This is a genomic window from Microbacterium sp. P2_F9, from assembly GCF_056403635.1.
Genome location: NZ_JBFUFC010000069.1, coordinates 1 through 17770, shown reverse-complemented (window position 1 = coordinate 17770; position 17770 = coordinate 1). Strand labels below are relative to the sequence as shown.

Annotated in this window: 14 protein-coding genes and 2 pseudogenes; 3 read left to right on the top strand and 13 right to left on the bottom strand. The window is 65.1% G+C overall.

The features are described from left to right. Together AC1DVT_RS09315 and uidA are read right to left on the bottom strand one after the other, a co-directional pair. A partial coding sequence (locus AC1DVT_RS09315) for an alpha-L-rhamnosidase (protein ID WP_477388371.1) occupies nt 1-2547 on the bottom strand: 2547 nt, incomplete at its 3' end. A gap of 37 nt (nt 2548-2584) precedes the next feature. Further along, nucleotides 2585-4366 carry a beta-glucuronidase gene (gene uidA, locus AC1DVT_RS09310; RefSeq protein WP_457102011.1) on the bottom strand — a complete coding sequence of 594 codons (1782 nt, stop codon included), beginning with the start codon at nt 4364-4366 and terminating at the stop codon, nt 2585-2587. Between the two features lie 883 nt (nt 4367-5249). Here uidA and AC1DVT_RS09305 point away from each other — a divergent pair. Then, nucleotides 5250-6794, top strand: coding sequence for a GH35 family beta-galactosidase (locus AC1DVT_RS09305; RefSeq protein WP_457102012.1), 1545 nt, complete (start codon nt 5250-5252; stop codon nt 6792-6794). A 280-nt stretch (nt 6795-7074) separates the two neighbouring features. On the opposite strand, the pseudogene AC1DVT_RS09300 reads toward AC1DVT_RS09305, so the two are convergent. Then, nucleotides 7075-7568, bottom strand: a pseudogene (locus tag AC1DVT_RS09300) (IS110 family transposase); the annotation flags it as partial. A gap of 429 nt (nt 7569-7997) precedes the next feature. Here AC1DVT_RS09300 and AC1DVT_RS09295 point away from each other — a divergent pair. After that, nucleotides 7998-8300, top strand: a pseudogene (locus AC1DVT_RS09295) (family 1 glycosylhydrolase); the annotation flags it as partial. Between the two features lie 92 nt (nt 8301-8392). Here the strand turns inward: AC1DVT_RS09295 and AC1DVT_RS09290 are convergent. Further along, nucleotides 8393-9865 carry a carboxylesterase/lipase family protein gene (locus AC1DVT_RS09290; RefSeq protein ID WP_457102013.1) on the bottom strand — a complete coding sequence of 491 codons (1473 nt, stop codon included), beginning with the start codon at nt 9863-9865 and terminating at the stop codon, nt 8393-8395. Nucleotide 9866: 1 nt separating this feature from the next. Continuing rightward, nucleotides 9867-11087 carry an MFS transporter gene (locus tag AC1DVT_RS09285; protein ID WP_457102014.1) on the bottom strand — a complete coding sequence of 407 codons (1221 nt, stop codon included), beginning with the start codon at nt 11085-11087 and terminating at the stop codon, nt 9867-9869. A 103-nt stretch (nt 11088-11190) separates the two neighbouring features. On the opposite strand from AC1DVT_RS09285, the gene AC1DVT_RS09280 reads away from it, so the two are divergent. Continuing rightward, nucleotides 11191-12465, top strand: coding sequence for an ROK family protein (locus AC1DVT_RS09280; protein WP_477388368.1), 1275 nt, complete (start codon nt 11191-11193; stop codon nt 12463-12465). A gap of 41 nt (nt 12466-12506) precedes the next feature. Here AC1DVT_RS09280 and AC1DVT_RS09275 read toward each other — a convergent pair whose 3' ends face one another. The 8 genes from AC1DVT_RS09275 to AC1DVT_RS09240 form a co-directional block, all read right to left on the bottom strand. Next, nucleotides 12507-12677 (bottom strand): FAD-binding protein, encoded by a 171-nt coding sequence (locus tag AC1DVT_RS09275; protein ID WP_457102025.1) that lies wholly within the window; start codon nt 12675-12677, stop codon nt 12507-12509. A 5-nt stretch (nt 12678-12682) separates the two neighbouring features. Next, complete coding sequence (locus AC1DVT_RS09270; protein WP_457102016.1) at nt 12683-12958, bottom strand: biotin/lipoyl-containing protein; 276 nt, start codon at nt 12956-12958, stop codon at nt 12683-12685. Continuing rightward, nucleotides 12921-13919: an alpha-ketoacid dehydrogenase subunit beta gene (locus tag AC1DVT_RS09265; protein ID WP_477388366.1), complete on the bottom strand. Its 999-nt coding sequence runs from the start codon at nt 13917-13919 to the stop codon at nt 12921-12923. The genes AC1DVT_RS09270 and AC1DVT_RS09265 overlap by 38 nt, the downstream gene beginning before the upstream one ends. After that, nucleotides 13912-14925 (bottom strand): thiamine pyrophosphate-dependent dehydrogenase E1 component subunit alpha, encoded by a 1014-nt coding sequence (locus tag AC1DVT_RS09260; RefSeq protein WP_477388364.1) that lies wholly within the window; start codon nt 14923-14925, stop codon nt 13912-13914. Before AC1DVT_RS09260 ends, AC1DVT_RS09265 begins: the two co-directional genes overlap by 8 nt. Next, on the bottom strand, nt 14922-15281 hold the full coding sequence (locus tag AC1DVT_RS09255) for a 2Fe-2S iron-sulfur cluster-binding protein (protein WP_457102019.1): 360 nt from the start codon (nt 15279-15281) through the stop codon (nt 14922-14924). Before AC1DVT_RS09255 ends, AC1DVT_RS09260 begins: the two co-directional genes overlap by 4 nt. Before the next feature lie 18 nt (nt 15282-15299). Beyond that, the gene (locus AC1DVT_RS09250) at nt 15300-15584 is read right to left on the bottom strand and encodes a hypothetical protein (RefSeq protein ID WP_457102020.1); all 285 of its coding nucleotides are present in this window, start codon (nt 15582-15584) and stop codon (nt 15300-15302) included. Nucleotides 15585-15589: 5 nt separating this feature from the next. Continuing rightward, entirely contained in the window at nt 15590-16984 is a 1395-nt protein-coding gene (locus tag AC1DVT_RS09245) for an aromatic ring-hydroxylating oxygenase subunit alpha (protein ID WP_477388362.1), read from the bottom strand. A 422-nt stretch (nt 16985-17406) separates the two neighbouring features. Then, nucleotides 17407-17688: a hypothetical protein gene (locus tag AC1DVT_RS09240; RefSeq protein ID WP_457102022.1), complete on the bottom strand. Its 282-nt coding sequence runs from the start codon at nt 17686-17688 to the stop codon at nt 17407-17409. Between the last annotated feature and the right edge of the window lie 82 nt (nt 17689-17770).

Below are 17770 nucleotides of genomic sequence, written 5' to 3'. Positions count from 1 at the left end.
GAGTTTCCACTCCGCCTCGATGCGCCCGTGGGGACCATCGTGGTGACCTCGCGCCCACGTGAGCGCGCCGCCGGGCACTGGTGCCACCTCGAATGACTCCCACGCCACCGATCCTGGCTCCTGCCGCAAGCCCAGAACGTGAGTGTGGAGGAACCGAATGACAGCGCCCTTGCTGTAGTGATTGAGCGACTCGTGGGCGCGCCCCTGCTCGTCGATGCCCTCCCACTCCTCCCAGATGGTGGTGGCACCGCGGTCGAGCATATACAGCCATGACGGCGCGGAGCGCTGGAACAGGAGCTCGTAGGCGACGTCGGCGAATCCCGTGTCGGCGAGCACCGGCAGCAGGTGCCCCGTGGAGAGGAACCCGGTCCCCAGGTGGGTGCCGGCCTCCCGGATGAGCTCGACGAGCCGGGCCGCTGCCGCTCCGCGAACGCTGTCGGGCACAAGGCCGAACGCGATCGCACGGACGTAGGCCGCCTGAGTATCGACAACCGTGCGACCGTCGGCGCGCACGAATTCGGTTCGCCAGGCGCTGAGGATGCGCGCCGCCAGATCGTCGTAGCGATCGCGGTCGCCCACGCGTCCGAGAATCCGCGCGATGCGCGCGAGAGTGAGGGTCGAGCGATACAGGTAGGCCGTTCCGACTTCGCCCTTGTCTGCGGTGAACCACGCCATGGGGTTGTGGTGTACAGGATTGATCGAATTGCCGTCGGCGTCCTTCTGCTTCGGCTCGATCCATTCGCCCCAGTGAAACGACCCGTCCCAGAGGAATTCTTCGTGGGGAAGGGGTTCCGGAGATCGCTGCCGGCGCGAAGGATGCCGGGCGGTCCGAGCCGTGGACAGCGCCCACTCGACCCAGCGCGTCATCGCGTCCCAGTTCTCGGCGAGCACTTCGATGTCGCCGTACGACTCGTACATCTCCCACGGCACCGCGACGATGGCGTCGCCCCACCCGGCGGAACCCGTCATCTGAGCGAACTGGTCGTCGAGCTTGAGCTTGATCCTTCGCCCGTCCGGCGCGAAGTTGGCCACGCGACCGTCGGGCAGTTGATCGTCGCGTACCGACCGCAGCCACTTCCTGGAGAAGCCGAGAACGTCGTAAAGTCGCGTCGCGGTCGGCGCGAACACCTGATAGTCCCCCGTCCACGCGAGCCGCTCCCGTGTCGGGCAGTCCGTCGGAACGTCGACGGCGTTGCCGCGAAAGCTCCAGTCGGCGACTCTATGGAGCCGGTTGAGATCGTCATCGCTGCAGGCGAAGCCGCCGACCGGACGGAGATCGGTATGGACGACCTGCATCGACACCGTCGAAGGATCGAACCGGGCTCCGTCGCGGGTGATCCGCACGAACTGGAAACCGTGGATGGTGTGTCGCGGTTCGAAGTGTCTGCCGCTGTCCCCGTCGGAGACCACCTCGTCGCGCTGGACGAATTCCTTGGTGGGCTCCCCGGGACGCGTGGAATCGAGGTGCGTTGTTGAGAGGTCGCCGTCGGATGCCAGGAACTCGCCATGATCGATGACCGTCCGGGTGTCGGCGGGGCCGAGATCGGTCATTCGAATCCACCCGGACGCGTTCTGACCGAAATCCAATACCCACACACCGTCACGGAGCTTTCGCGAGGACACGGGGGCGCGTGTCTCGACAACGCGGACGGGTGGAGCGGGTGACCATGAGACGGCGGGCGCGTCGACGACGCCGACTCGTGCGCGGTGTTCTTGCGCCGGCGGTGCCGTGAGGTCAAGCGTTGCGCCGCCCATCAGACTGGCTCTGGTCAACGTGCTACGGCCGCTCGTCCACGTGCCGTCGGTTCGCACAATCTGCCGTTCGCCACTCACAAGCGTGATGTGCAGCTCCGCCCTCACGCCGGTGCGCTCACCCCAGCCGGCCGGCACACGATACGCGCCAACCTCGCCGCGAAACCACCCGTCGGAGAGCAGCAGCTCCAATCGATTCGTGCCGCGAACAAGGGCGTCACCGACGTCATATGCCTGCGCATAGAGGGTGCGGTCGTAGGACGACGATCCCGGGGCGAGTTCCGTCGTTCCCGCCCGTTTGCCGTTGATGCGTGCGTCGTAGAGACCGAGGGCGGTGGCGTAGAGGCGAGCGGATACTGCGCCGTCGCCCGGCAGGTCGAAATCTGCGGTCAGCACATAACCAGGGCGTTGACCTTGACCGGCGGCTACATCCTCAATCGGTGATATCCACTCCGCTCGCCAGTCCTGATCGAGCAGCCCCACCTCGAACTCGTGAAGATCGGACCACTCCGACACGTCTGCTGTCCCGGAGACCCGCACTCTCCACTGCACGCGCTGCCCGCTCCGCAGCGGCGCCCACGGCCACTCAAGGAACAGGTGCTGGCCACCACTCGCAGACACACTGGGCTGTGCCGCATCGTCCAYCACGGCCTCAAGGGTGTACGAGCTCTGCCTTCCGATACTCTCCGGCACTTGAAACGACAGCCGCGGATGGCTGCCGCTGACGATGAACGCGTCACCACCGGCGTCGATCTGCAGCGCCCGGGGCCTGCGTGGCGTAGCAGTCGGTGTCACCACAGTGGTCCGGGGTTCATCCGCATCCGTCCTGAACTCACGCGCTCATCGCCGTCCAGCGAGCCCGAAGCGCGTGCACCGCTCCCTTTGGGCGACGGTCCCGGGTGAAGACGCCCTTCTTGTTGCCGTCCACGCGCTGAGTGATGGGCATCGCCTGGAAATCAGCGAACGCCCACACGTGCTCCCCCACGACGGAGTCGATGCGGTCGAAGACGCGATGGTAAGTCGTCAGCAACGCGGTCTGATAGTCCTCCGCCCACGGCTGGTCCAGCACCGTGTGCAGCCCGGCGACGGCGTCCGCCCCGAACTCCGACATGATGATGGGCTTGCCGAACTTGTCCTCCCAGGCGCGCAGCTCCGCTTCGAGGTGTGCTGCGGCGGACTCCAGATCCGCGGTGTCCTGATACCAGCCGTAATAGCGATTGATGCTCAGCACATCGAACAGGTCGGCGATGACGTCCTTCTCCGGGCTGGCCAGAATCATGTTGGCGTAGGTGAGCGGACGCGTGGGGTCGAGCTCACGAGTCAGTGCGACGAGTGGCTCGAAGTACCCACGTGCACCGCCGTCACGCGCGTCGGGCTCATTCGCGATCGACCACATCACCACGCTCGGGTGGTTCTTGTCGCGAGCGATCAGTTCCCGGATGTGCTGTGCATGGGCCGCCTGGGTCGTCTCGCCGAATCCCTTTGGCCCGAATGTGACGACGTCGGTCTTCCCGAGATAGCCGGCAGCGATCGCCATATTCAGACCGACCGCGGCTGTTTCACCGATGACCACCATCCCCTGGCGGTCCGCGTACTCGAGGACCTCCTCGGCGTACGGATAGTGCGAGGTCCGGAAAGAGTTGGCGCCCATCCAGCCCATCAGTTCGAAGTCGTGAACGAGGTAGGCGTCGTCGTGACCCTTTCCGCGCACCGGAGAGTCCTCGTGCTTGCCGAAACCCGTGAAGTAGAACGGCTTCCCATTGATCAGGATGCGATTGCCGCGGACTTCAACTGTTCTGACACCGACAGGCAACGGGTAGCTGTCCACGACTTCTCCCTCACGCACCACCTCAGCGGTGAGTTCGTAGAGGTACGCTGCGCCGGGCTGCCAGAGTCGCACATCGGCGATCCGCAGCTGTCCGTTGTGGCCCGAGCCCTCTGCGACCGTGGCACCCTCGGCATCCGAAATGCGCACGCGGACGTCGGCATCAGCCCCGAGAGATGTCGTGAGCACGTCGTAGCTCACCAGTCCGGTGCCGGCGTCCACGTCGGTGACGACCGTGAGGTCCTGCACCCGCTCCGCGGGAGCGGAGTACAGCCACACGGAGCGGGCGAGGCCGCCGTAATTGAAGAAGTCGTGCATGTATCGCTGCCGGGGACGCCCGTCGTCGCGAATCTCTACATGGCCCGGAGGAATCGTGTCCCTCGTCAGCCGATTGTCGACGCCGACCGTGAGCCGGAACTCGGCTCCGGGCTCGACGAACGCTGTGATGTCGGCCTCGAACGGCGTGTATCCGCCGGCGTGCGTGGCGACAAGCTCGTCGTTCACGTACACAACGCCCTCGTGAGTGGCCGAATCGAGTCGGACGAAGACGCTGTCGCCCGCCCATCCGCGGGGCACACGCACGATGCGCTGATACCAGACGACACCGACGTGGTCCCGCACCTTCGCATCGACGAAGAGATCGTTGTAGCTCGAGGGGACTGGTGCCTCGCGCGTCGTTCGCAGTTCGGCAGCCCAAGGACGTTCCCCCGCATCCGTGTCCAGAGCGAACTTCCACAATCCGTCCAACCGTTGGAGTTCGCGGGTGGCGGTCAATCGGGGCTTCAGCATCTGTTCTCCTCGCTGCGCTGCGCATGGCGTTCCGGACATTAGTCAAGCATGGCCATGCAGTTTTGGCAAGCGATTGCCAGCACACTTGTCGGCAGGTTACTCCGCGCATGGGCCATGTTTCGGAACGGTATTCGGCGATGCGGTGTGTCACCCGATCCACCAATCGCAACCGCTTGTCGGAGCGCGGTCGAATGCGTCGAGGACGGTGTTCATGAGTTGCGACAGCCACTCGCTCAGCGAAAGGTTGCAACTGTCCCAGTCGTTCGGACTTGTGATGCCCACCGGGGTCTTGGAGTGCCGCCCACTATGCGGCTGAATTCGCCTATGACCGTCAGGTCTGGTTCGGAGACGTCAGCATCTTTGCGGCCCGCACCTGGTCGTTCTTCAGCCGACGTTGACGGTTGTCTGCATGCTCAGCTCGATCCCCCCTTCGACCCCATTGCTCCTGAGCCAGGTGGTATCGCCGGAGAGCTCGGTGATATTGGCGATGTGTGTGCCGCCACAAGGTGATGTCGGTCGAACCATCCCCGACGAGGGAAGCGCGGCAATCCGTATCCACGTCGATGCGGACCAGTCCGCCGGTCGGACGCCAGTCGTCGGGATGCGGTCGCCATGGGAGTCGCCATCGCGCCGGCAGCGGCATCCTGATCCGCCGCGGCGATCGCCCAATGAACCGCGTCGTGCCCGCTGAGGGCGGTTCGGGCTTCAGCCTGACCGTGCACCGCCCGGTCGAGAGAAACCAGGATAGACGTTTGACAACCGATTGCCACTCATGCATACTCAAGCGTCGGATACTCACAGCCGCGAAGGGTTCGCAATGACGCACGCCGCCGAAACAACTGCTCTCCAAGACCGTGCCGGTGGGTTGGATAGCATCCCCCGAGTGGAGCGCACCGCGCACGGCGCTCATCTGCTGGTCGATGGCGCACCGTTTCTCTCTCTTGGTGGCGAGCTGCACAACTCGAGCCCGTCGAGCCCCGCATATATGGCTCCGGTCTGGGATCGTCTGGCCGAGAACGGCGTTCGCTCGATCATCGGAGCTGCCAGCTGGCAGCTTGTCGAGCCCGAGGAAGGCCTATTCGACTTCACCGCGGTGGACGACCAGATCATTCAGGCGCGAGCCCGTGGCATCCGGCTCGTCCTCATCTGGTTCGGCTCCTACAAGAATGCCGAGTCGTCTTACGCACCGAGCTGGGTGCGACGCGATGAGAAGCGCTTCCCCCGTGCGGAGCGCGACCCCGAACGACTGCTCACCGGTCGATTCAGCCTCGACGGCCCCATCCTCAGCGTGTTCAGCGAGGCGCTCGTCGAAGCAGACACGCGTGCGTTCGCGACCCTCATGAAACACATCCGCCGGGTGGATCCCGACCACACCGTGGTCGCTGTACAGGTGCAGAACGAGGTCGGACTGCTCGGCGACAGCCGTGACCGCAGTGCGCTGGCCGACACCGCCTGGGCCGAGCCGGTGCCCACAGAGCTGCTTCGCGGCCTCGCCACGAGAGGCGCTGCGCTGCACCCGTGGGTCCGTAACCTCTGGGATCGAGGCGGCTCCGCCGAATCGGGAACCTGGGCCGAGGTGTTCGGCACGGACCAGGATGCCGAAGAGGTGTTTATGAGCTGGGGCTTCAGCCGCTTCGTAGAACGCGTTGCTCGCGCCGGAGTCGCCGAACACCCGCTGCCGATCTACACCAATGCATGGCTGGGCCCACAGCCGAACGCCGACGTCCCTGGGCGATACCCCAGCGGCGGACCCGTTTCTCGAATGATCGACATCTGGCAGATCGGCGCCCCCTCGCTTGACTTCCTCGCACCCGACATATACATCGATGATTTCGCGGGCACGCTGGCTGACTATGACGTCGCAGGGAACGGCATATTCATTCCCGAAGCCCGCCCCGATGCCGGGTTGGCGTTCGTAGCGATCGGCGCGTACCGAGCGATGGGCTTTCATCCGTTCGGCATCGAGGACGTTCTAGACGACCAGGATCTGTTCAGCGCGTTCTCGACGATGCAGAGCATGACGAGGGTCATCACCGACGCACAGGCTACGGGCAGCATTCATGGCTTCCGTCTCGTCACCGGTGAGCAGGAGCAGGTCGAACTCGGCGGCTACACGGTGACGATCTCGGGGCCAATGGACACGCGAGGCATGTTCGGTGAGGGTACTGGCGAGGCCGCAGCGGTCCTGATCGGCTACGGCCTGATCATCCGCACCGCCGAGGACGAATTCCTCGTGGTCGCACGCGGCGCTTCCGTGCGCTTCTCGCGCTCAGACGCGATCGTCGAACTGGACACGCTCATCGAAGGTGAGTACCACGATGGGCGATGGATCCCGCGGCGCACCTTGAACGGGGACGAGCGGTATTTCATGTTTCCCAAGACCAGCCTGCGCACAGTCCGCATCAACCTGCTCCGACGGAGCCCGTAAGCCCGCGCCCAAGAGCGAATCGCGGGCCTGCGGGGCGGCAGAGTCAGACGACTCAAGCGAGAAGTCCGTCTGCAGTGCACCACCCCTGCGGGGTGGAATCCCCTCACCGGTCATCGCTGATCGCAACCGCGGAATCACGCGGGTGCTGGGGATTCCGGGGCAGGAGCACGGTGCGGGTGGCGCATCACAGTGGTCCCCCAAGGGTCCCCCTGGGGACCCCTGGACGCGAAAGTGGCCTGCGCGATAGCCGTTAGGGTGGATGCGCCTCACGCGGGAATGCCGATGCCACCGAGGAGAGCTTGATCCCGGTGGACTCGAGGAACTTCTCCAGACACTGCACCTGCCGGGTCCGGTCCCTGGTCGCGACCGCGCGGGCACGGGTGAGATCCCGCAGCTGCCGGATCGGTTCCGGCGGGACGAACGACGCCCGCAGCAGTCCGTGCGCGGCCAACTGCGCCAGCCACGCCGCGTCCGACACATCGGTCTTCCGCCCCGGGATGTTCCGCGCCTGCCGGGCATTGACCAGCATCACCGGCAGCGTGTCTTCCATCAGGAAGTAGAACGGCTTCCAATAGTCGCCGGTCGCTTCCATCACCACCGTGACCTGCTGGGCTTGCAGGAACTCGACCAGTTCCAGAATCTGCGGCACCATCGCACCCCACGTCGTCACGCTCGTGGTGAACGTCCCTGCGCGTTTACCCGGCGCCCGGATCGCGACCTTCGCGTCGCGTTTGGAGATGTCCACCCCRCCGCCCGCTCGTGCACCACATCCATCAGCAGCCTCCTTCAAACGAGGCCGGTCACGGGGAAGGGCGGGGAAGAGTTCAGGAATCTAACACTCGTGCTCGAAGGCAACAATCCACGGTTCCCGTGGGTGCCCTTCCGCGTCACGCTCAGCGTCGGGCTCGAAGCACCAAGGGATCTCGACGTCACCGCGACCGACACCGCCAGCATCCACCTCGACAACCCTGGCCGGCAAGAGCCAGCCATGCACGAGACTCCCGCCCCCCACGGCGCGACAGCGCCCCTGGAACGCTCAGTGGGACCCTTGGGCGCGAAAACGGCCGCGGATGGAGGCGCACCCCTACCCCCGGCAACGAAGCGAAGTACGCCGACGTCCAGTACCTAATCGAGGACAAATACCTCAAAGTCGCGCGCGATGACGATTTCGTCCCTCACCCCGGGCACCCCGACAACACAATCATGGGGTGCGCATACCGCCCCGACGCACTCGGCATCGCACTCCGCCACACCCGCGACGTCGTCGGCGACGTCCCGATCCTGGTGACGGAGAACGGCATCGCCGCCAGCGACGACAAGCGACGCATCGCGTACACCACGATCGCACTGAACGACATGGCCGACGCGATCGCCGACGGCATCGACATCCGGGGTATCTGCACTGGAGCCTGCTTGACAACTTCGAATGGGACGACTGGGAAGCCACCTTCGGGCTCATTGACAGTCAGCCGGGAAACTTTCGAACGCCACCCCAAGCCCAGCTTCGGCTGGCTCAGTGTTGCTCTCTCAGGCTCGAGTTGCGAGAGCGAGGATCCATACGACCATCAGCGCACCAAATTGGTCACGCTCTCTGCGTGCTACCGGGTCGCTGAGAAGCGGTGCATCGACTCTCCGCCGCTCCCCCACGGTCGCCACTCCTCGACGGGAGCGGGCGCACCACTCGTCGCAAAGCCGACCCACGCATTCATCATCCGGCGCGACAGATCGACGCGCGCCGGCGTCGCGCCGACGAGCGGGATCCGATCCACTGTGCCGAAGACATAGGCGATGTCCAACGAGTGGCACGATCCGAGCAGCCCACCCAGCGCGTCACTCGGCTCCGCAAATTCGTATACCCAGACTTCGTCGGCGGTCTCGCGCGCACGCGTGGCGACTTCTCGTGCCGGTCCGGCGAACAGCATCCCACTGAGCAGTCGCGCGTAGACGAGGTGCGGCGGCTCGGACGGCACTGTGGCGGATGTGGCGTCGAAGAGCGCCTGCGGATCCGGTATGCCGAAGGCGGTGAGCCGAGCGACGACATCGTCCGCCGTCAGTTGGATCGTGTAGCCGGGGTCCGATGCCAGCAGCGAACCGACTTCGTGGGCGGTCCAACCGATGAGCAGTTGCTTCCCTCGCAATCCGACTCCGCCCGTGGGCCAGAACGGGTGCTCGGGCAGGTGAACGCGGTCGAGGACTGGACCGATTCCGGCCATCGACTCCATGGCCTGGGGCCCGAAGACATCGGCACCTCCCGCGAGCGCGCGCCCTTGTGCGGCGAGCAGGTCGGCGGCGGAGAGATTCTCGAGCGCATCCGGGGAAGGGCCGCCGAGTGCCTCGAAGACGCGGTCACGGAATCCGGTGACGGCATTCTGAGGCAGCACCCGGGCGAACGGCCCGCTCATCATGATCGCCCGGACGAACAGATCACGGGCGGCGGGCATCGCGAGCAGCGCCGCCACTTTGCCGCTTCCTCCCGACTGCCCGGCGATGGTGACGCGTGACGGATCGCCACCCACCGACGCGATGTTCTCACTCACCCAGCCGAGCGCGGCGATGATATCGAGCATCCCCGCGTGGGCGGAGTCTGGGTAGCCCTGATCGCGAAGATCGAGGAATCCGAAGAGTCCGAGTCGATGGGTCACCGTGACCACGACGACATCACCGCGCGCGGCGAGGACGTCTCCGTTGAACCACATCTCGTTGCCGGAGCCGGCGAGATGACCACCTCCATGAAGCCATACGAGCACAGGCAACTCGGCGCCCTCGCGCCCGGACGGGGCCCACACGTTCATGCGGAGGCAGTCCTCATCCATCGGTCCGCCTTCGAGAGGCGATCCGTTCCGCGGGTGCATCAACTTCTCGAGCTCCCCACGAGAGTCGAGCTGAGGCGCTGCCGGTCCGAAGGTGACCGCCTCACGGACGCCCGACCAGCTCGGCACCGGCCGCGGTGCGCGGAATCGATGGGGGCCCGACGTGTCGTCGCCGTAAGGAACACCCAGGAGAGTGAACACCCCATCGGCCTCCACACCGCGGAGTGTGCCTTGGATGCTTTGGATTTCTCGCAGCTTCATCTCAGCGCACCTTTCGAATCGGGATGATGAACACCGAGGCGAGCAGCGCGACCACCGCGGCGAAAATGTAGATCGGCGGATACGCCCCGGTGGCCCCGATGATGACGGCTGCGAGGAAGGGCGCGGCGATCTGCGGACCTGCGGTTGCCACGTTCAGGAGCCCGAGGTCGCGCGCGTTGTGCTCCTCGTCGGGAAGGACCTCGGTCATCAGAGCCTGGTCGATGGACGCGTAAGCGCCGTACGAGAGCCCGACCACGACTGCCCAGACGAGCATCCCCGCAAAGGTGGGGACGAACACCGGGATGAGCATTCCGATGCCGATGCCGACTGAGGCGATGATGACGAAGATCTTCCGCCGTCCGATGCGATCCGACAAAGGTCCTGCGATCGCCGTGGAGAGGATGGAGAATCCGAGGTTCACTGTGCCCAGGAGAGCGACAGCCGTCGCCGGATCGCCCCCTGGCAGGTTCTCGACGCCGATGTAGTCGGTGAGCGCGTAGTACTGGTACGCCGACACCGTCCAGAACCCGACCATGATTGTCACGCGCGCCCAGAACGCCCATGCGAAGTCATGGTCGCGCAAGCCGGCGAAGAACGCGGCGAAACTGCTAACGCGCTCGCTCGCCGACAGACGGGGACGAGCCGACGGCTCGGGCTCGTCCCGGCCTGCCAGCGGGTCCGGCGCGAGGAACACGAGGAAGAGAGTTCCGACCACCAGAACGGCGACCAGCAGCAGGTATCCGACGACCGGGTTCTGGACGAAGGCGGGCGCCAGGTTGAGCCCGTAGATGACGCCCAGGGTCGTGGCGATACCCATCAAGGAGGAGATGAGGCCGCGTCGGCTCACGGGCACCCGCTCGGGGAGCAGCGAGGTCAGCACTGCCTGGTATGCGGCCGCGCTGAGCATCACACCTACGTACACAACGCCGAGCCAGAGCAGCTCGTGCATCGAACCCATCAAGGCCAGCAGCCCGGTGAGCCCAATGGCGGAGGCGACGAGCCACGGCGTGCGGCGGCCGAAGCGGCTTCGGGTCTTGTCGGACATGGCGCCGAACAGCGGGTTGCCGACCGCCGCCGCGAGCGCTCCGAGCGAGGCAAGCACACCTAGCGACGCAACCTTGCCCGCTTCGTCGATCGAGGCGACCTGGCTCGGCAGCAGAATCTGCTGCATCCCCTGGAAAACGGCGAACAGCCCTGCCGTGGACAGGAGATAGCCTGACACGAACTTTGCTCCGCCTTGAATGCGGGGTTTCGGTGCGATCGCGCTCTGATTGGCGCGCGTATGGTCGGACACACGACCTCCTCGTCGTCGGGGTATGGAAGGGGTGCGACGTCATGTCGCAACGTTTCTATTATTCTCGAAGTTTGAGATAAAAGCAAGGGAGCGCGAACTGATGTCTTCGCGATCAGCGTTGGGCGAGCTGCGAGACCGCAACCTGGGGCTCGTCGCCACGGCGATCCGCGAAACCCCCGACATCACTCACACTGAGCTGGTGCAGAAAACCGGACTCGCTGAAGGAGCTATCTCGCTGCTCGTCAACGAGCTCGTTTCTGCAAGGGTGCTCCATTCCGAATCCGCACCCGCATCCGGACGCGGACGGCCACGGCGGCTTCTGACACTGGATGACGAGCGACCCGCGCTGGTGGGGGTCGCTCTTCATCACAACGCCATTGACATCCGCATAGCCGCCCTCAAGGGCCGCGTGCTCGCCTCAGAGACAGTGACGCACCCCGGCCTCTGGGAGCCCGGACGGATCGGGACGGCCATCGCGGACGTCGTCCGCGGTTCGACCGCGGTCGATGCCCCCGGTACGTCCCTGGCTATCGCATTCCCAGGAATCCAGCAGGGTGGGCGACTCAGCTCCGAGGAGATGCTTTGGGACGCCGAGTCGATGGACGACTTGTTCTCTCCACTCGCGGAGGCGAACGTCCGTGCGCTTCATGTGGTCAACGACGGCGACGCCGCCACGCTGGCCGAGCATGCGTCCGGCGCCGCGCGCACCGCCGACAACGCCGTCGTCGTCATGGTGGGCAGCGGAGTCGGGGGAAGCGCGATCATCCACGGCGCAATGCTCCTCAACCACGGCGCAACGTCGGGCTTCGGACACACTCCCGTCGCGCGAGACGGACCTGAGTGCGGGTGCGGTCGCCGCGGGTGCCTGGAGCGCTTCGCGTCGCTCACGGCGCTGGCACTCCATCTGAACGAGAGGCCGACCCTGGAGTCCCTAGGCCCTGCGGCCTACGCCCGGCAACTCGCGGAGCGTGCTCAACGGGCAGAAGACGCCGTGCTGGATGCGCTTGGCGACGCCCGCGAGAAGCTGGGCGTTTTCGGCGACATCATCTCTGCGGTGCTCGGCACAGAGATCCTGGTCGTGACGGGCCCTGCAAGCGTCCTCACGCCGTGGCTGGCCCCCAGCTCTGTGGGGGTACCACCGATACCGGTGACTTCGGGCGACCACGGCTCGGATGCTCCGCTCGAAGGTGCTCTGAGCGAGGCGCAGAGGGCATACCTGGAGATGCCCCTGATGTTTGGCAAGACCTCAATTCTGAGCGCTGGCCCTGCAGTGGCCTCGTTGCGGCATCCGCTGGCGTCCTCGTAGGACGGCGGTGAACGAACGTCGACGCGCGCTGCATCWGGGGGTTATTCGGAAGCCAAACGACTCCGCCCGACATCGAGGTAGACCCCCCCGACAAGATCCCGCTTCTCGGCGACCAGCGCTGTCCCGCCGGCCTCACGCGCGGCGAGAGCGGTAACAAGTCCGCCGCCCCCGCTGCCGATGACAACAACGTCGAACTCTTCGTCCCAGACCACTGCGCTCAAGACGCCAGCTCGATGCGTCCGATTTCACTGCCGACCGCGTATGTCTCGTCGTCCGTGGCGTCTCCGTGCCGGAGAATGCCGCTGACAGCCGCCTCGATGTCCGTCTCCACCTTCTCCGTCTCGATGCTGTAGATCGCATCCCCCTCGGTGACGGGAGCCCCGTCGCCGACCAGCCATCCCACGAAGACGACCTCCTCGGACGCCATCGACACTTTCGGAATCGTTACCGACACTTCAGACACGTACTGCTCCCATCGCTGTTCTTGCTGCATTGAGGATGCCGTCCACGCCAAGCGTCACGGCGAATTCAGAGGCCCGCGCGGGAATCGGCGTGAAGTCCGCCCCGACGCGCTGGACCGGCTCGGCCAGGACCCCGAAGAGCTTCGCCGAGATCTGCGCGGCGATCTCGGCCCCGGGCCCCGCGAAGGTCGTGGCGTTGTGGGCGATGACGGCACGACGAGTGCGACCCACCGACTCGAGCACGGTGTCCATGTCGAGGGGAAGCAACGATCGAAGATCGATGACTTCGGCCTCGATGCCTTCTTCCGCCAGCTTCTCGGCGGCCTGCAAGGTCGCCGTGGTCGCCAGGCCGTACGTGATGAGGGTCATGTCCGATCCGRGGCGGAGTACCGCCGCCTTTCCGATGGGCACCCGATGTCCGTCACCGACCGGCACTTCACCCTTCAGCCCGTACAGGCGTGACGCCTCGATGACGAGGACAGGATCGGGGTCGAAGATGGCCTCGAGAAGCAGCCCCTTAGCGTCGGCAGGGTTGCTCGGGAAGACGACCTTCATTCCTGGAACGTGCATGAACCAGGCCTCGAGGGACTGCGAGTGCGTGCCGCCCGAACCGGTTCCCGCGAAGACGGCGGTGCGCACGGTCAGCGGGCAGGTTGTGCGCCCGCCCGACATGTATCGGATCTTGGCCGCATGGTTGACCATCTGATCCATCGCGATTCCGATGAAGTCCATGATCATGATCTCGGCAACGGGCTTGAAGCCCTCGATCGCGGCACCGACGGCGGCGCCGATGATCGCTGCCTCCGATATCGGGGTGTTCATCACCCGGTCGTCACCGAAGGCGGTCGAAAGTCCGCGGGTGACACCGTTGACCCCCGCGGCGGGATCTGCGAGGTCCTCCCCGAGGAGGAAGACTGTGGGGTCGGTCCGAAGGGCTTCCTCGAGTGCCTCGTTGAGGGCTTCACGGATGGAGATGACGCGTGTCTCAGTCATGAGTGACCACCAATTCATTTGCGTAGACGTCGGCACGGATCTCATCGGCATCCGGGATGGCTGCCGCGAGAACGATCTTGAGCGCTTCTTCGACCTCGGCCGCAGCCTCGGCACGGATCTCGTCGATCTCCTCCTGCGAGACCCCGTTCTCGATGAGGTAGCGGGGGAAGGTGATCATGGGGTCTACCGTCTTCTGGTGCGCAAGCTGATCGCCGGGGATGTATTTGCCGGAGTCGCCCGCGTAGTGACCCTCGAAGCGGAAGGTCACCGCCTCGACGAGGGTGGGCCCACCTCCCGACCGTGCACGATCGACGGCTTGCTCGAGTGCCGCCACCATCGCGACCGGGTCGTTGCCGTCGATCGTGACCCCCGGCATCCCGACGCCCTTTGCGCGATCGGCCACGTGCGGGATCGCCATCGTGTCCTCGATCGGAGTCATCTCGGCGTACAGGTTGTTCTGGCACAGGAAGACGACCGGGAGCKTCCAGACCGCCGCCAGGTTGACGCCTTCATGGAACGACCCCGTGTTTGTGGCCCCGTCGCCGAACGTGACGACGACGACACGGTCCGAGCCTTGCTTGACCGCGGCGAGGGCGGCACCCACTGCGATCGGTACGCCGGAACCCACGATGCCGGTCGTGAGCAGCACTCCATGCTCGGGATCGGTGATGTGCATCGTGCCGCCCTTGCCACGCGAGGCGCCGACGGAGGTGCCCATCACCTCGCCGATGATCTCGGTGAGCGGCACGCCCTTCGCGACGTGATCGTGCAGACCGCGGTAGGTGGTGATCAGCCGGTCGTCCTGCCGGAGCACGTGACCCATCGCGGCGGACACGGCTTCCTGTCCCCGTGAGGGCCAGATCACCGTAGCGAGCTCCCCTCGCTTGATGCCGGTGACGATGCGCGTATCGAGGGCTTCCTCACGGGCCATCGACCGCCACAGACTCCGCAGTGCCGCGGTGTCGAGAACGGAGGCCGTACCGACGACCTCGGTTGTTGCGCTCATGTCGCACTCCTTTCCAGATCCTTCATGTTGTTGTCTTCGGCGACCTCGGACCGCACGCCCCGCTTCTCGAGAACCAGGGAGTCGCCCTTGCATCGCAGCTGGCATGCCAGCCGCACCAGGCTGTCGCTAGCCATCGGTCCCGGCATCTTCATCCGTACAGCGTCGAGCTCTGCATCCCCGGCAGGCAGAGCATCGCGCTCACCGTCGACGATCCTCGTGAAGCAGCTCATGCAATCCAGCTGCCCCCAGCACTGAGTCGGCCAGACGTAGCCCTGACGCCAAGCCGCCTCTGCCACCGACTCATACGGCTCGACCTCGAGATCGATTCCTGCCGGGAGGATCCTCACGCGCGCCATGAGGATCGCGCCTCCCCGCTAATCGTCATCACCGATTCGAAGCACATCGGGGCGCGGTGCTCCCATGTCGGTTTCCAACTTCGCGCGCCAATAGGCCTCCGCGTCGTCTCCTTCGAGCGCAGCCACCCTCGCTTCGAGGATGCTGACGATCTCGATCAGGCCGAAGACGGCCTTTCGCAGGACGAGTTCATCCGACTTGTTGATGCGGTTGCGGTCGATATCGACGAGCTTGTCTGCGAGGGCGCGTGTGAACTGCGCACCCCCCTCCGACGAGACGTCCTGGACGTTGCTTGCAGTGAACACGCCACTCACAGCTCCGCGGCCAGGCGGCGGTCGAGCTCCTGGTGCATGTTGGAGATCGTGATCTCCCAGTCGCGAGCCAGCGTCGTCTGAGCCAGCGACACGTTCTTGATGCCACGCTGCATCCGCTCGAGGTTGGCGAAGTCCTGGCGGGGGATGAGGCCCCAGTGGTCGTCGTCGTCCTTGTCGTAGCGACCGCTCAGCGTGAGGCGCCCGCTCTCGTGGCCCTTGGGGTAGGTCGTCAGAGACCACACCTCGAAACGGCACCAGTCCGGGTCATCGTTGTATGGACGCACGCGATAGACCAGGCAATTCGTGTACTGAGGCAGCATCAGGTAGTTGGGGAACATGTGGATGTCGCCGCCCCACTGCTTCATCACCTCAGGGGTCAACTCCGGGGCTGCGATTCCCGCGCTCTCCCAGAAGTCGAACAGCGCCTTCAGCGCCCTCTGGATGTACTCCGGGGTGCTGGTGTCCATGTCTCCGGCGACGGATTCGAAGATGGTGACATCTCGCTCGAGCGTCATGGCATCCTGACCACTCGCAAGGGTCTTCGCTGCTTTGAGGAAATCGAGCGCGCCTCCGTAGCTTGACCGTGCGTCGCCGCTCTGGAATCGGCCGTGGCCGTTGATGAACGGCGTGTACGCGGTGTTGACGACGTTCTGCTCGCTGTCCGGGTCACCGCCGTACATGTACAGCTGGGGGTGGGTCTGCTTCACGTGCCACCCCTCAAAGAACGCTTCCTGTGCAAGCTTCCAGTTGCAATTGATGATCGCTTCTTTCCACCACTTGGCCTGCATGTTCTGCACGCCCATGCGCTCGAGGATGTTCGCGGCGGGAAAGAGCGCCTCGAGGAGAGGCGGTGCGTCGAGGTCCATGTTGATCCAGACCATGCCAGCCCAGGTCTCACAACGCGCCTCACGCAGGTTGATGTCCGTCGGGTCGATGGTGCTCGATTCGAAGCCTTCACGGCCGAAGACATGGCTGATCGAGCCGTCGGTCTTCCACCGCCACCCGTGGAAGGGACAGACGATCTGGTTCCCGGGGAAGCGGCCGCATCCCTTGCCCAGCTCGGTCGCACGGTGGCGACACGCGTTGTGCAGGGCTTTGATACTTCCGTCCGTCTGACGGACGATCAGCAAAGACTGGCCGACGATCTCATACTCGACGAAATCGCCCGGGTGCGGGATCTCCTCCTCGCGGGCGGCCATCTGCCACACCTTAGGCCAGAGATGCTTCTTTTCGAGCTCGAAGAACTCTCGCGAGTAGTAGCGCTCAGCCGGCACGTGCAGCGAGTCCACCATGTGGAAGGGGACCTTCGCATTGACGTCGTCGCCGTTGGGACCGGTGGCGATTGCCGACTCGATGTCCGTGGCGGGAAGATGCTCGGTGACGGTGCTCATCAGTGAACCTCTCTTTGGGTCTATCGCCGGCATCACTGCCGGGAACCAAATGTTTGCTCTCACCCTATGTCAAGAATGGTTCCTCGACAAGCGCCGGCGACCGAAGCCCTTCTCCTCACAGAGACGCCCGTCCGACGCACTCCGGGTCAGAGCCCGGGCGTGCCGCCGGGTCGGGCTGCGATCCGCGCACGTACCGATTGCCGAACTGCATCGTGTGCGAGACGTCCGGAGTAAGGAATCCCCGGCTGGCCCAGGCTCACCCAGGTACTCGCGCAACTCGGCGTCCGATGCGAAGAACACGTGCACACTCGCGTCGATGCGGCGGACGGCTTCAGGTTGCACCAGCGTAGGCTGATTCGTCATTTGGACCAAACACTTGCTCCGAGTCGCGTCGCGCAAGTCCCAATCTTCTTCCACGGCGCTCACTGCTCAAGAGAGTCGAGAAAGGCCGGGACTGCGTCCATCCGTGGATCGAAGATGCTCCCCCGCCCCGCGTCCCGGGCTGCCTGCGCGCGCTCCCAGGCGTCTTCAGGCCATGGCGGGTCGATCAGCGTGGACCCCGCAATAGGCGAATGGACGTCGAACGATGTCCGTCTCGGATGATCGATGTCGTTCGCGCCGCCGCGAACGATGAGCGTGGGCACCCTGATGCTATTGATCAGGTAGTCGGGCACGCCGGGGATCGACTCGGTCGACTTCGGCACGTACGCCTCGCCACATGACACTCTCGAACTCGGCGGCACCGACATCGATCAGCCGCTGCCGATTTCGCGGGTTGACCTCGAC

What these genes read in the sequence shown, in the direction of transcription:
- uidA (WP_457102011.1), bottom strand. Translation starts at nt 4,366, where the DNA reads ATGCTGAAGCCCCGATTGACCGCCACCCGCGAACTCCAACGGTTGGAC.
- AC1DVT_RS09255 (WP_457102019.1), bottom strand. Translation starts at nt 15,281, where the DNA reads ATGGCGCGCGTGAGGATCCTCCCGGCAGGAATCGATCTCGAGGTCGAG.
- AC1DVT_RS09245 (WP_477388362.1), bottom strand. Translation starts at nt 16,984, where the DNA reads ATGAGCACCGTCACCGAGCATCTTCCCGCCACGGACATCGAGTCGGCA.
- AC1DVT_RS09290 (WP_457102013.1), bottom strand. Translation starts at nt 9,865, where the DNA reads ATGAAGCTGCGAGAAATCCAAAGCATCCAAGGCACACTCCGCGGTGTG.
- AC1DVT_RS09270 (WP_457102016.1), bottom strand. Translation starts at nt 12,958, where the DNA reads ATGCAGCAAGAACAGCGATGGGAGCAGTACGTGTCTGAAGTGTCGGTA.